We start from the raw sequence: 13965 nt of genomic DNA on the forward strand, positions 1-13965 counted from the left end.
CAGGCTTACGGAGTGCCTATGACTGGATAGTTTGTAAGGACACCTTCCAATTCTTTCAGTAATGGCGGCACAAAGCTTTGATCCGAATCGAATTCGAAAGTGAGTACCGCTCCGGTTCCGACCGGATACTGCGTTTCCACTTTCCACACAATCCGGCCAAGCAGATTTATACGGCCTTGTACGTCAATGACGCCTTCCATTGAAGTTAATTCGACTTTCCTTTTTAACCGCTTGTTCATTTCCTTCAATTGTTTATGAAAATCCCTGAATTCATCTGCCCTCAATTGCGCATCAAAGTGAGCAGAATATCCAGGGATTTTTATTATTATCATTGTATCCAGCCAGTTAGCATCCCAAAAATCCACTGATTTTGGATAACTTCTTTTTAACACTTCTATTTGCGTCTCAGCTTGTTCCCCCAGTATGTGGACTTTCACTTCAAACAGCCTCTTTTCTATATAGCACGTTCAACTTCTCAAAAATCCACCTTCCGAATGAATCACTTGCCCAGTAATCCAGCCGCCTTCCTCGCTGGCAAGAAACGCGATCAAGTTTGCGGCATCTTCGGGTTTCCCGATGCGCCCCAAGCCGAATTTCGGCCGCAGGTACTCCCGGATGTCATCGTCCATCCAATTGGTGTCGGTCGGTCCTGGATTGACGGCGTTCACTGTGATGCCCAGTTCCGTGAGTTCTGCGGACAAAGATGAGGTGAATGCCGAAATCGCGCCTTTTGTTGCCGCATACGCCAAATTCCCTGGCATCGGCCCCTGCTCCTGCCCGGAGGTCAAATTGATAATGCGCCCATCATTTCGCCCCATTTGCTGAAATCCTTTCGCGAATTCTGTGGACAATAAAAGCGTCGCTCTCATATTCACCATATAATGATCGTCTAAGATCGTGCCGGTCAGATCCATATAGTTGGAATCAATTGAATGCGCCGCGTTATTGATGAGGATATTCGGGAATCCGATGGCACTTTTCACATGCGTCAGGATAGCTGCTTCGGCATCCCGTTGCGCTAAATCAACCTCCACAAACTCACAGCGTACACCCAGATCCTTGATTTCTGAACGGAAGCGCTCTGGAAAATCCGGCGTTGCTTGCCAGTGGGTAAAGAAAATATCTGTTTCTTGTTGAGCGAGTTTTCGGCACACAGCCGCGCCGATGCCGGTGTGGTTGCTGACGCCGGTGACCAATGCAATACTTTTGGGTTTTGCCATGCTGATAGCCTCCTTTTAATGTAGTTCATTAAAGCAGCTTTGCCATATAATATTCATCCACATAGCCATCATTGATGAACAGCGAATCCCGCTTCACACCTTCAATTTCGAATCCCATCTTCTGATATAAAGTAACTGCTGATGCGTTTTCTGCTATCACTGTCAGTTCCAAACGATGCAGATCGACGGACTTTGCCCAAGCGATGACATGGGAAAATAATGCCTTTCCAACGCCTTTGCCGCGGCTATTGCTATGGACACCCATAACAATATAAGCACGATGTGAAATTCGCTGGGGGTTCTCATTTTGCACAATCAAGTATCCTAGAGCTTGATGTTCTTCGCTCGCGATAAAAACGCCTGACTTTTCGTTGGCATTCAATACATCGATGAATTTTGCGAACGATTCGGCTGAAATTTGCCGCTCGCCCGGATTGAACATCATATATCCTGAATCCTCAGCGTTTTTGATGACTTGCACGATTTGTTCTGCGTCGCGACTTTCAGCTTTTCGAAATTTAATCACTACAAATACCCCCTGCAAATTCTTCAAGCCAAGATTGTATTCATATTGCAATTTTATTTCCCAGGAAATATTCTGTACGTAAAATTATTTACTCTCGGTGGAATTAACCTTTTTATGGTCTCTCTAAGGAAACTTCCTCTTTGGCATCATGTAAGGCGACACTCTATTAATTCTCTATAATAATTTCGAAACTCTCTTCTAGCACCTTTTCTCCCTCTGTATTTCCTTCGAAAGCATTTACAGTCGCTTGGTTATCACTTGTCCAGTTCACTTCAAAGTCTTCTGAAATGAACGATCCTCTAGGGTCATACTGTACGAAATCTTCCAAGATTCCGCCGTTTTCTCCATAATATATTCTAACTACGACATCGTGCTGTTCATCATCTAAACTATCTACACTCGGATCGAAATCTTCATCAGCTAAGACCACTTCTCTTAATTCGATCATATGAGCCTTTTCAGGAGATTCTCTCGAGGCAAAGATAAAGCTTCCAACTTCTTTGGTATTTTGATCAGAGGGTTCTTCACTTTCATCTTCCTGTTCATTCTCAATCTTCCCCAAATCCTGGATTTGCTTATGCAAAATCGTTGTGGTTATTGGGCGACTTGGACTGGAATTCGTTTCGGGCGGCGCCGTTAACTCGGAAAGCACGAGAGATTCCGCAAAAATCAATCCTATCACTAAAGCTCCCGTGCCCAAAAACAGCAGTGCAAGCGGACCTGTTGCAGAAGAGGCGGAAAGTTTATTCGACGAAGTCGGAATGTGGGAAGAAACAATTTCTTCGAACCTTTTCTCATCTTCCTTTGAAGAAAAATAGTTTTCATGGATAATTACTGCCTTATTTTTAGAGACATACAAGCGATAAATTTTCTTGTTCTTATGTGCAGAACGAATACTCTTCCATTCAAAAAGGACATTTGTATTTTTAGTGGTTTGTGAGATTCCATCTTCGGTTAGCTGGTATTGGATTTCTTGCTGAATAAGGCTGTCACTTATAAATTCTCGTTTTGAACGAAAACGAACCAGGAGAATCAGCAACCCCATCGCTAGAACAGACATAAATAGTGAGAGTAACACGTTTAAGAGCCACGTAGCGGGATCAAATAAGGTCATGCCAAACGAAGCTATAAATACCATAAACCAAAAGTAGAGAAGAAAAAATTTTCTTGTGTGATAGAACTGGTATTTCTGAAAATCTTTCAAATTTAACGTGCCACGAAAGAGAAGCTCGCTATTGGATTGCATGGATATCCCCCTTTAATTATCATCCAGTTATATTATCACACTTTACGACGAGCCCTCCATTTATATCCATTTTTGGTTACGATCGTTTACTAAATTTGATATAGTGCTCGAGAAGGCGTTCATTCTTGTCATAAACAAATTGAAATTCAGCTTGTTTATGGAGTTTCATAGAAAATGAGTGAAAAGCTTCGCCTAACCATATTTTTCTTTGCAAAGAAGGTGACAATGATGCAGCTCGATAAGTTGATGTATCTGACAGTGCATGTCATGACGCCCGGGATTTTATTGGCAGTCGGTTTGTTATGGGGACATTTTATCCGTGCCAAACCAGTCTCCACAAACTTGATGGATAACCTTTCAGTCATTGCCATTTACTATCTGATCTCCAGTGTCATTTGGCTATTCAATATGAAAACCATCCGCAATATTACGGAAAACGGAAAATAACGATAATTGCCTTAAAAACCTCAAGCCACATCAAGTTTATGCTTCCTTAATCGAAAACAAAAAGTCGGCCACTCTCTAAAAATTAGAGTGGCCGACTGTTTTGCTTAATGGGTACTAATGATTTTTTGTTAACAAACATTTTCTTATAGAGCCGCTTCTACAGTCTTTCTGTAATAACCAACTGCCAGTACGGCAAATACTAGATAAATCAATGCATAGACGCCCATCGCCACCGACGCCGGGAACAGGATATCGGTCCGGAACAGGAACGATGCTGCTTGAATCGCAAAGATGGAATGCGCCAAGCCGATCGCCAGCGGCAGCCCGAAAACAAAGGCTTGCTTGCGGACGATGCCGCGCATGATGTCTTTGACGGTAAAACCGAGTTGACGCAATGTCGCGTAGCTTTGTTTTTCCTGTTCGGCTTCGGTCATTTGCTTGAAGTATAGGATGCTGCCGGTCGAAATGAGGAACACCAGCCCTAAAAATCCGGCGATGAATATGAGCAAGCCGTTCGATTGGACAGATCCTTCATAAGACGAGTAATAGTCGACATGCGGTTCCGAAACTTTGTACTTGTCCTGCTGGTAAATGGCGGATGCTGCGGCCATGTCCTCTTCCGCGACATGGAATCCGTCCATTCGCTGAAGGGCCGTCTCGCCTGTCTCACCAACCAGCTGCTCTTTCATCGATTGGTAGGTTTCTTCGTTCACCACAATTTGGCTTGTGAAGAATGACCAATTGAGCACATTGTATTGGGCGATTTCCGTAACGGACAAAGTGGTTGGCACTTCGTCTTGGAAGGTGAGGTCGAACGGCAAATCCACCGAATTGAAAAGCGTCGAGACCGATACGTCATGGAAGCTCGCTTCGCCGTTTTCCGGCGCGCTGACATCGACCCCAGCCTGCTGCAACTGCTCGCTGCTGAGCAAAGCGATGTCTGTTGCCTGTTCCAAAAACGGGGCTGGCTTTTCTTCGAATTCAGCCGGTACGACAAAAGTTTCCACCGCCTCGCGTTGATAGGAAATTCCGTTGTCGTCCAATTCCTGGCTGATGTCATCCGCCAGCCCGGCTTCATTTTCAAACATGAAATCAAATGGCATGATGGCCTGTGTTTCCCGCTCTGTCGAATAATACATGGAATAGGCTGAGGCGATCATCGTCAAAGTCATCGCCGACAGCACGGTGATGATGGTCAGTGAATTGGCATTGCTTTTCATGCGGTGCATGAGCGGCGCCAACGACAAGCTGTTTTCCAGTCCGAGGTGGCCGTTTTTACTGCGGCGGATGCGGTACAGCAGCCAACTGATCGTCACTCGGAATATTAAATAAGTACCGAGGATGACAGTAGCCAATACCGCCAGCATATTAAAGAAAATCATCGCATTTAACATGCGTCCCGACAGCCAATAACCAAATCCGATGAGCCCTATGCCAAGCAATGCCAATACAGCGGAAACGGCGGTCTTCGGCTTTCGGGGGTGCTGACCTTGCTTTTCGGAATTGAATAAAGACAGCAAAGAATTGCGGTACACCGTAAACACCATCTGAATGGTCGTCAACACGAAAATAGCGAGGAAGACAAAGAAGGTTTGTGTGACCGCGGCTGTAGAAAACGACACTTCAATAAACGCTTCGTAGCCGATCAGCTTCATGAGCAGCAGTAAAAAGACTCGGGACACGAGCATGCCGACTGCAATCCCGACAATCAGCGCCATGATGCCAAGCAGCATATTCTCGAGGATCAATAGCCTGGCGACGGCACGCTTGGTCAGCCCGATCAATTGATACAAGCCGATTTCCCGGCTTCTTCTTTTCAGGAAAATGGCATTGGCATAGACGATGAAAATGCCGGCGATCACGATCAGCAAAATTCCCGCTACCTGGAATGCGGTGCCCATCGTTCCTGTGCCTTGTTCAGCAACTGCCGCATCATACTGCAAAGTCGCGAACACGAAATACAGCACGACACTGAGGATCAACGCGAAAAAGTACAGGTAATAATGCTTGATGTTTTTACGCATGCTGCGTTTGACGAGATCAAAGAGCGTCAACGCTGTCACCCCCGAGCACAGCCTGCACATTCAGGATTTCCTGGAAAAAGGCTTGTCTCGTTTTGTCTCCCTTGTACAGCTCCGAATAGACATCGCCGTCTTTGAGAAAAACGACGCGGCTGCAATAACTCGACGCGAGGGGGTCATGTGTCACCATCATGATGGTCACGCCTTGCTGCTTGTTGACGTCCGCCATCGTCCCGAGGAGTGACGAGGCGGATTTCGAATCGAGCGCGCCTGTCGGTTCGTCGGCAAATACGAGAGATGGCTGGTTGATGAGCGCGCGGGCTGCCGAGGTGCGCTGCTTTTGCCCGCCTGAAATTTCATGCGGGTATTTATCTGCGAGTGTTTCAATATCGAGGATTTTCGCAATCGACTGGAACTGTTCCTCTGCCGCTTGTTTTTTCATCTTTCCGAGCGATACCGGAAGCAAAATGTTTTCTTTTACCGTCAATGTATCGAGCAAATTATAATCCTGGAAAATGAAGCCCAGCTGGTTTCTGCGAAAAGCGGATAGTTCGGCATCTTTCATCTTAGAAATATCGGCGCCGTCGATCAAGATGGTGCCTTCAGTGGCCCGGTCGATGGTGGCGAGAACGTTGAGCAAGGTCGTCTTGCCTGCTCCCGAGGCGCCCATGATGCCGACGAATTCCCCTTCCGCCACGCGCAGATCGATCCCTTTCAGCACTTGCTGGACATTGCCGCGCGCACCGAAGGATTTCCGGACATTATGAGCTTGCAAAACGGTTTGCTTGCTTGTTTTTGGTGTGATTGTTTTATTTTCTGTCGTCATGTTATGGCCTCCCTGTAAACTTCTCCCCTTATCTTACTGCGCGACAATGGCCGGGTCGTTTGATTTGTGTGACAAACCGGGAGGCTAATGTGACGATGATGTCACTTACGGATATGGTCGAAATCGTTTTCCAGAGGGAAGGCTATTTCCATCGTGGTCCCGTGCCCCGTCCGAGAATCTGCTGAGAGCGTGATGCCGATTTTATCCGACACCGTTTTCGCCAAATACAACCCGAGCCCTGTCGCTGCATTATGAAGACGGCCTGTCCCGCCCGTAAAGCCTTTGTCGAAAATACGCGGCAAGTCGTGTTCCGGTATCCCCGCCCCCTCGTCTTGAACCGATAGGATATTATGGCCCGTGCTGTCTGTGCGCGCAGAAATATGGAGCGTGCCGCCTTCTGGGCTATACTTCACGGCGTTCGATAAAATTTGGCGCAGGATGAAGCGGCCCCATTTCTTATCGCTCATGACGGTGATGTCCAACCCGTCCAATTCAATTTCCAAATCTTTTTCCCTGCACCAAGCCATCAATTCACGGACCTCAGGAACTACTATGTCCTTGAGTGCCACATAATCCACTGCGTAATCGGCCTCTAGAGAAGACAGCCGCGATATGTATAATTGTTGGTCGACCAGCAAGAACAGCCGCAGCCACTCCGCTTCGATTCGCTGCATGCCGGGAGCTGAGCGGTTCGAGTCGATCAACAGGCGGATCGCCGTCAGCGGCGCTTTTGCTTCGTGGACCCACGCCGCTGTGTAATCTCCTTGAATGAGGTTCTGCTGGCGCAATTCATTTAATTGGGCGGCCATCGATGCGGCAGCTGCCTGCAGCACTTCGTTCATCTGTTCATCGCGTTTGAACTTCGCTTCCGGCAACAGTTCATGCCAATCGGCTGCCGCTTCGCCTTCCAGACGCACCAGTTGCCGGCTATAAGCCGTTTCTCCTCTGTAGCGCCAGATGATAAACACCGCCAGTGCAATGAGCAACAACGCATTCATATACAGCAGCGATGAAAGTTCCACGTCAAGGCCTGCATCGAGCCAAAGCAGTGCATCCGCTGCCCCCAAAGCCGCCAGAAAGAAGAAGATCCAGCTTTTCATATCGTTCACATAAGCCCAAAACATCGAATCCCTCTTTTCTATAAAGTGACCGCGACGTAGCCCAAGCCTTTTTTCGTCAAAATGGCATCGCCAAGCCCCAAATCCGCTAGTTTTTGGCGCAGCCGCGTGACGTTGACGGTCAAGGTGTTGTCGTTGACGAACCGCTCATCGTCCCATAGTTTACGGATGATCTCGTCGCGGGAGACGATTTCATCTTTCGCTTCGACGAGCACCGTCAAAATGAAAAACTCATTTTTCGTCAGCTCAGCTTCCTTGCCATCGAGCCGGATAATGCCGCGCTTCAGATCGATCATGGCCCCGTTCCATTCCAATACGTCTGAAGTTTCTTCGCCGTACGAATACACCCGTCTCAAGGTCGCTTGGATTTTTGCCAATAACACATCGGAGTGAAACGGCTTTTGGACATAATCATCTGCGCCCATCTGCATCGCCATGACCATGTCCATCGGGTGGTCGCGTGAAGACAAGAAAATGATCGGCACTTTCGAAATCGCCCGGATTTCACGGCACCAATGAAAGCCGTCATACACCGGCAGTTGGATGTCCATGATGACCAATTGCGGCTTCTCCGTCATAAAATTGCCCAGGACATCGTCGAAAGAATCAGGGCCGACCACCTGCATCCCCCATTTGCCTAAGCTTTCCTTCAAGGATTGAAAAATCGCCTGATCGTCTTCCACGATGAAAATCTTCATGTCCATTTCGCGCACTTCCTTTCGTTCCGACTGTTTCCTCCATTCTAATGGAAATTCGAATGGACAGGAAATGAGAACCCAAATACGGTCTGCTTACTATGGCGAAAAGGAGCATTATCTTATTTTCTGCTAAACCTCTTATTCTATTCATAAAAAAAGACCGGAAATGAACTTCATTCCCTGTCTTTTCTATGTGGCTCTATTGGAGAACTACTGGTCAAGAAGCTCTTACCCCAACACTCACCATACGTTATTTTTTAAATTCTGTATTCATGCATAAGCGAATCCGCTAGGCTATTTCACCGCCAGCCAAATTTGGTTGGATGAATCGTCTTTATACGAATCGGGATCTGTGTAAGCTTCAATAGCTGGGATATCAGCTACTTCATAGCCGTTGGAGGGGATCCATTCTGTGTATATTTGGTTCCACGCTTCGGGCATTGCGATCGGGGCGGACCCTCGCACTTCAAAAATAGCCCATTTGGATTTCGGCACCGTGAATTCACGGAAATCAGCCGGCACTTTACCGGCATGCTCTACTGCAATCCAATAATCGACCGTATTCTTCTCTTCGTTATAGTTATCGGTGATTCCGAGCAAACCTTTGATTTCACCGTTCATTAGCTCCGCCAATTCGCTAGATGTTCCATTAGCATTGACCTCCATCCAAAATTCGGCAACTCCGTTCACTTCACCGGTTTCGCCACACGGACATTCCCGTTTGATTCCAACGACTTGAAACGCATCTCTTTCAACGATTTGATAGTTCATTGGCTTGGCTCCTTTCAAATTCACTTGAATCATTAAACGGTTATGCGATTGCAATGCTCCCCTCCCTTTTCGCGCCTCACTCGGACTGAGCCCGTGCTGTTTACGGAATGCTTTTGTGAATGCTTCGGGTGATTCATAACCGTAGCGATATGCGATATCGATGATTTTATGATCGGTGTTGAGCAATTGTTGAGCGGCTAATGTCAGACGGCGGCGACGCAGATATTCCCCGACGGAGATATCGGTCATGATCAAGAACATGCGTTGAAAATGGAACGGAGAGACATTTGCCTGTTTTGCGATTGCTTCGATGGATAGCTCATTCAGCAAATTCGCCTCCATATAGTCGATCGCTTTTTGCAAAGACTGCGCCAAAGCCATGCTTTCAACTCCTTACTTGAATAATAACCGGGCTACGGTTCGGTTTCCTGTCATTTTGTGCGCTGTTTGGACAGCTTTTGTCTTCTAGCCTCCAATTACTTGATGCAAGGCTTTAAAAATTATTCAATCAGTCCCCTGCCTGTTTACTTTGTAATAAACCTCCATTTGCTCATCCGTCTCAATCGTCCGGATTTTTTCCAAGTGAATCTCCAGATCTTCCAGGTGTTCGAACATGCGGGTTCCTGTCCCGAGCAGCAGCGGGGCGATGGCAATTTGCAATTCGTCCACCAGCTCTGCACGCAATGCTTGCTGGCCGATATCGGCACCGAGTATGACGACATCCCGCTCCCCTGCGGCTGCTTTTGCTTTCTGGACTGCAGACTCGATGCCATCGGTCACGAACGTAATGGTCAAGTTGTCATTTTCTTTCGGGTGCTTGGCCGGTGGATGGTGCGTCAGGACAAAAATAGGCACTTGGAATTCATAATCGTCGGCATAGGCGTCCGGGTCGTCCGTCATGTCGTAAGTTCGCCGGCCCATCACGACCGCTCCTGTATTCGCCATCACTTCGTTGATTTCATCATTGGGCTTGAAACTTTTGTAAAGCTTGTCGAGTTTTCCATTCCGCTCGCTGATGAACCCATCGAGTGAAGTGATCATTCCAAAACAGACTTTTGCCATATTGCTTCCTCCTATTCTTTTAGGAATTCTTTGGCTATCGTTGTTACTAATTCCTCCTATCGCTGCATTCTCCTTCTTCACGAAAAAAAGAGAAAAACTTCAATTGAAGTCTTTCTCTTTCGAAATTGATATCATCCGATAATGACGCGTTCTTTTGGATAATGAAAAGCTTCCCGGATTACTTTGCCTCTGATGAGGAATAAAAAGGAGAAAATACCGATACGGCCGACGAACATCAAAAAGATAATGATGCCTTTACCCGCCGTGCTGAGATCGGCAGTGATCCCCATCGACAGCCCTGTCGTCCCAAATGCTGAGGATACTTCAAAAACAATGGGCAGAATGGGAAACGGTTCGATATAAGTCAACGCAATCACGGCAGCTGTACAAAGCATTGCTGCTGTAGTGATAACGATAAAGGAGCGAATGATATCATCGTTATCCAGTTCTCTGCCGAATACCTTCACTCCACTACGGCCTTTGGCAAAATTATAAATTGCCAATAGCATGATCGCAAAAGTAGTGGTCCGGATTCCCCCGCCCACACTGCTTGGTGAAGCCCCGATAAACATCAATGCGCAGAACAAGATTAATGTCGGGTCGGAAAGCTCGCTGACATCCATTGTTGCCAACCCGCCATTTCGAGTAGTTACCGATTGGAAAAGACTATAGAAGATTTGCTCATGCCAGGATTTATCTGCCAGGAAATTGCTTTGTTCCAACAACAGCATCGCTATAGCCCCTACTGCAATCAATGCAAAAAAGGTTGTTACAGTCAGCTTTGTAAAAAGCGAGAAGCTATTGCTGCGCTTGCCCCTTGTATGATCGCCTTTCAAAAAATCCTGTAATTCAATCAACACTGGAAACCCGATGGCACCTAGGATCAATAAAGACATATTTACGGTCTGGACAAAATAATCATTGGAAAACTGAACAAGCGAAGTGCCCGTGATGTCAAATCCTGCATTGGTCGTTGCACTAATTGCACCAAAATAGCCCTGCAACAACGCTTCTTGCCATGTATCAAAATAATTCAGGAAATAAATGCTCAGGATGATGGTCCCGATTAACTCAATAAAGAGGATAGTTCTAAGAATCTTAAGTAATAATTTCACCAGTCCCGACATGGACAATTGATTTTGATCGATTTGAATCAATTGCCGCTCACGCAAGCCAATGCGCTTTCGAAAAATGACCCAGATAAATGTTCCCAAGGTCATGATTCCAATTCCGCCGAATTGCAGGACAAATGTTAAAGCTATGATGCCTGCTGTATTGAACGTATCCGGAGTTGATACCACGCCTAGTCCTGTTACACTAATGGCACTGACTGTTGTGAACAATAAATCGATAAAGGTCAATTCCACTCCTTCATCATGAAAAAAAGGAAAACTCAATAACACTAATGAAAAGGCAACCGCTAGAGCATAATACAATACGATTAATTGAATAGCAGACAAATGTGTCCACTTTGAAAATAAATTTAAAAACTTCACTGTTGGTACTCCATTCTTCGATCATTCTGTACAGTGACCAAAAGCTCTGAACGGCTAAATTCCTTTTTCTTCAAATCGCTTCAGGTCTTCTCGATGTCCCATTACCACAAGAATGTCATTCAATTTTATTAAGTCATCCGGCATCGGCGCGACGTTCACTTCGTCCCCTCGCTTGATCGCGAGGATCGTGCATTGGTATCGCGCCCGGATATCCAGCTCCAGCAAACTTTGGTCCATCAGTTTCTCCGAAGCTACCAATTCCACGATGCTATAGTCTTCCGATAAATCGATATAATCCACAACTTTTTCCGAATCCATGTGATGGGCGATGCGGATGCCCATCTCTTTTTCCGGCTGGATGACGCGGTCCGCCCCCACCTTTTCAAGGATCATCTGGTGCTGCAGGTCTTTCGCTTTGACCCATACGAGCGGAACACCGATTTCCTTAAGCATCAAGGTGCACAACACGCTCGTCTGCATGTTCTCGCCGATTGCCACGACCGCATGTTCAAAGTTCCGCACCCCAAGTTCCCTCAAGCTTGCTTCATCTGTCGCATTTGCTACGGCCGCATGGGAAGAAAAATTTCTCATCAAGTCTACGCGTTCCGGCGATGAATCGATTGCCATGACATCATGGCCCAGCTTAAACAGCTCTTTGCAGATGCTGCTGCCAAACCTCCCAAGGCCGATTACAATAAATTGCTTTTTCAAGTTATGTCCTCATTTCTATAATCCATAAAAATTATGTTCAAGCTTGTTGTGCTGCTGATGATGCTGCTCACTATCGATTTCAGCTCTTTAAAGCCTCTTAATCGTTATGGTCAATTGACTAAAATCTACATCTGTTGAGTAGTATTGTCAATATTAACAATAGGAAGTTATCTCGTTCAGATCCACAATTAACCCGCAAGAAAAAGACACCATTTTCCCTACTCAAAATAATGGGAATGGTGTCTTCTATCGATGGTTAATATATTATCTACGCAAAAGTGTCAGGCAAACTAATCATGGTGCCTTTTTATGTAAATTCGATTTCAATCGCTATTCAGCTGCATGTCTTTTCGCTCTGCAACCGACATGGTTTCTTACACATTATTTTACTGTTTGTACATTCAATCAAATAAAACATCAATCGCTTATTTCCACTAAACTGCTGCGGACATTTCCACAACTGATGGAAAACTTCTGTTAGGACGCGCTCGCATTCCGCTTGGTCGTTGAATTTACGGTAACAGACTTTCCAAAGTAACAAATAGTATTCATCATATATCAATTCCAAGGCGGCTTTGTCTCTAAACTTCAGTCTTTCCAACAATTGTCCATCCGTAGTCATTTAGCACCTCTCTCTTCTTATTCAAAATACCCATAAAAAGAGAAATAAAACCCTATATTCATTATAATATTAGGATAATTAATTGCGCTTCCATAACAAAAAGGATCGGCACCATTCATCAGTGCCGATCCTTTGCTCTCCATTATTCGTTTATGGCTGGACAGGATTCTCCAAACCTTTGTGAATCGTGACTTGATGCGGAAACGGAATTTCGATATTGTGAGCATCCAGTGCTTCCTTGATGGATTTGCGCAACTCGCGTTCCACGCCCCATTGCTCTCCGCTTTTCGCCTTGGCAATGATGCGCAGGGTGACATCTGATGCGCCAAACGCCTGAACGCCGATGACATCCGGTCCTTCAACGATGGCAGCATTGTCTTTTCCAACTTCTTCGCATACTGTCTTCAGCACAGCCATTGCTTCGTCGATGTTTTCGTCATACGATACACCAATATCCACGAGGGCACGCATATTCCCGCGCGAATGATTGCTGACGGTTGTAATATCACGGTTTGGAATAAAATTCAAAGTCCCGTCAAAGCTGCGGATCTGGGTCGTCCGCAACCCGACTGATTCAACTACGCCATCAATGGCGCCAACCGTTACATAATCGTTAACGTCAATCTGCTTCTCCAACAATAGGAAGAAACCGGTGACCACGTCGCTGACAAGCCCCTGTGCGCCGAAACCGATTGCAAGGCCGACAATCCCCGCGCCGGCGATGAGGCTGGCGACAGAAAGCCCAAACAAGCCGAACAAAGTCGCGACCAAAATAAAAATCAAAACATACGAGAAGACATTTTCAGACAACGCGCGAAGCGTCAATGCGCGTCCATTGGTCACGTCGCCTTTTTTCGTCAAGCGGTCAAATGAACGGTTGATCAACTTTTTACCAATAGCCCGAACAATCAAAAATGCGATTAAAATCCCGATGACTTGAGCGGCAATAACCCCCGCTTTAACTAATAAATTTCCCCAGTCAATATCAATAAAATCAAACAAACAATCATTCCTTTCACGTTCTTCTTGCGCTGCATTGAATAAACTCCAAACGACGCAGCTTCTATGTTTTTACCTGTCTCTTTATAACATATATCAGGGTCTCATTTCATTTCTGGGCTATATTATTGTAGCTCAGAACCATCACCTCACGCCTTTTTCAAAAGTTTTTCACTAAAAAGCTTGCAGGTTACCTTGCGTC

14 protein-coding genes are annotated in these 13965 nt (G+C 46.0%); 1 reads left to right on the forward strand and 13 read right to left on the reverse strand.

The features are described 5' to 3' along the window. Nucleotides 1-5: 5 nt before the first annotated feature. The 4 genes from G3255_RS16335 to G3255_RS16350 form a co-directional block, all read right to left on the reverse strand. Nucleotides 6-437: a WapI family immunity protein gene (locus G3255_RS16335; protein ID WP_211655442.1), complete on the reverse strand. Its 432-nt coding sequence runs from the start codon at nucleotides 435-437 to the stop codon at nucleotides 6-8. Nucleotides 438-467: 30 nt separating this feature from the next. Next, nucleotides 468-1220 carry an SDR family oxidoreductase gene (locus G3255_RS16340; protein ID WP_211655443.1) on the reverse strand — a complete coding sequence of 251 codons (753 nt, stop codon included), beginning with the start codon at nucleotides 1218-1220 and terminating at the stop codon, nucleotides 468-470. A 28-nt stretch (nucleotides 1221-1248) separates the two neighbouring features. After that, nucleotides 1249-1746 (reverse strand): GNAT family N-acetyltransferase, encoded by a 498-nt coding sequence (locus tag G3255_RS16345; RefSeq protein WP_349291453.1) that lies wholly within the window; start codon nucleotides 1744-1746, stop codon nucleotides 1249-1251. A 166-nt stretch (nucleotides 1747-1912) separates the two neighbouring features. After that, nucleotides 1913-2992: a YcxB family protein gene (locus tag G3255_RS16350; protein WP_211655444.1), complete on the reverse strand. Its 1080-nt coding sequence runs from the start codon at nucleotides 2990-2992 to the stop codon at nucleotides 1913-1915. Between the two features lie 228 nt (nucleotides 2993-3220). On the opposite strand from G3255_RS16350, the gene G3255_RS16355 reads away from it, so the two are divergent. Next, nucleotides 3221-3439 (forward strand): hypothetical protein, encoded by a 219-nt coding sequence (locus G3255_RS16355; RefSeq protein ID WP_211655445.1) that lies wholly within the window; start codon nucleotides 3221-3223, stop codon nucleotides 3437-3439. A 143-nt stretch (nucleotides 3440-3582) separates the two neighbouring features. Here the strand turns inward: G3255_RS16355 and G3255_RS16360 are convergent, their stop codons facing one another. The 9 genes from G3255_RS16360 to G3255_RS16405 all read right to left on the reverse strand — a co-directional run bounded on the left by G3255_RS16360 (nucleotide 3583) and on the right by G3255_RS16405 (nucleotide 13766). Then, nucleotides 3583-5502, reverse strand: a complete 1920-nt coding sequence (locus tag G3255_RS16360) for an FtsX-like permease family protein (RefSeq protein WP_349291468.1) — start codon at nucleotides 5500-5502, stop codon at nucleotides 3583-3585. After that, nucleotides 5480-6286, reverse strand: a complete 807-nt coding sequence (locus tag G3255_RS16365; protein ID WP_211655447.1) for an ABC transporter ATP-binding protein — start codon at nucleotides 6284-6286, stop codon at nucleotides 5480-5482. Before G3255_RS16365 ends, G3255_RS16360 begins: the two co-directional genes overlap by 23 nt. A 101-nt stretch (nucleotides 6287-6387) precedes the next feature. Then, nucleotides 6388-7410, reverse strand: coding sequence for a sensor histidine kinase (locus G3255_RS16370; protein WP_249222147.1), 1023 nt, complete (start codon nucleotides 7408-7410; stop codon nucleotides 6388-6390). 14 nt (nucleotides 7411-7424) lie between these two features. Continuing rightward, nucleotides 7425-8108, reverse strand: a complete 684-nt coding sequence (locus G3255_RS16375) for a response regulator transcription factor (protein WP_283092926.1) — start codon at nucleotides 8106-8108, stop codon at nucleotides 7425-7427. A gap of 288 nt (nucleotides 8109-8396) precedes the next feature. Continuing rightward, nucleotides 8397-9254, reverse strand: coding sequence for an AraC family transcriptional regulator (locus G3255_RS16380; RefSeq protein ID WP_211655448.1), 858 nt, complete (start codon nucleotides 9252-9254; stop codon nucleotides 8397-8399). A gap of 123 nt (nucleotides 9255-9377) precedes the next feature. After that, nucleotides 9378-9935, reverse strand: a complete 558-nt coding sequence (locus G3255_RS16385; RefSeq protein ID WP_211655449.1) for a dihydrofolate reductase family protein — start codon at nucleotides 9933-9935, stop codon at nucleotides 9378-9380. A gap of 131 nt (nucleotides 9936-10066) precedes the next feature. Continuing rightward, the gene (locus tag G3255_RS16390) at nucleotides 10067-11431 is read right to left on the reverse strand and encodes a TrkH family potassium uptake protein (RefSeq protein ID WP_211655450.1); all 1365 of its coding nucleotides are present in this window, start codon (nucleotides 11429-11431) and stop codon (nucleotides 10067-10069) included. A 54-nt stretch (nucleotides 11432-11485) separates the two neighbouring features. Next, a complete protein-coding gene (locus G3255_RS16395; protein ID WP_211655451.1) occupies nucleotides 11486-12142 on the reverse strand; it encodes a potassium channel family protein in 657 nt (218 codons plus the stop codon). A gap of 772 nt (nucleotides 12143-12914) precedes the next feature. Then, nucleotides 12915-13766 carry a mechanosensitive ion channel family protein gene (locus G3255_RS16405; protein WP_211655453.1) on the reverse strand — a complete coding sequence of 284 codons (852 nt, stop codon included), beginning with the start codon at nucleotides 13764-13766 and terminating at the stop codon, nucleotides 12915-12917. Nucleotides 13767-13965 lie beyond the last annotated feature (199 nt).

Source organism: Planococcus sp. MSAK28401 (genome assembly GCF_018283455.1).
Lineage (GTDB): Bacteria > Bacillota > Bacilli > Bacillales_A > Planococcaceae > Planococcus > Planococcus alpniumensis.

Bases quoted from the DNA above. Each gene is read 5' to 3' on its own strand.
- G3255_RS16380 (WP_211655448.1), bottom strand. From the start codon at position 9,254: ATGGCTTTGGCGCAGTCTTTGCAAAAAGCGATCGACTATATGGAGGCG.
- G3255_RS16375 (WP_283092926.1), bottom strand. From the start codon at position 8,108: ATGGACATGAAGATTTTCATCGTGGAAGACGATCAGGCGATTTTTCAA.
- G3255_RS16385 (WP_211655449.1), bottom strand. From the start codon at position 9,935: ATGGCAAAAGTCTGTTTTGGAATGATCACTTCACTCGATGGGTTCATC.
- G3255_RS16340 (WP_211655443.1), bottom strand. From the start codon at position 1,220: ATGGCAAAACCCAAAAGTATTGCATTGGTCACCGGCGTCAGCAACCAC.
- G3255_RS16365 (WP_211655447.1), bottom strand. From the start codon at position 6,286: ATGACGACAGAAAATAAAACAATCACACCAAAAACAAGCAAGCAAACC.
- G3255_RS16350 (WP_211655444.1), bottom strand. From the start codon at position 2,992: ATGCAATCCAATAGCGAGCTTCTCTTTCGTGGCACGTTAAATTTGAAA.
- G3255_RS16370 (WP_249222147.1), bottom strand. From the start codon at position 7,410: ATGTTTTGGGCTTATGTGAACGATATGAAAAGCTGGATCTTCTTCTTT.
- G3255_RS16355 (WP_211655445.1), top strand. From the start codon at position 3,221: ATGCAGCTCGATAAGTTGATGTATCTGACAGTGCATGTCATGACGCCC.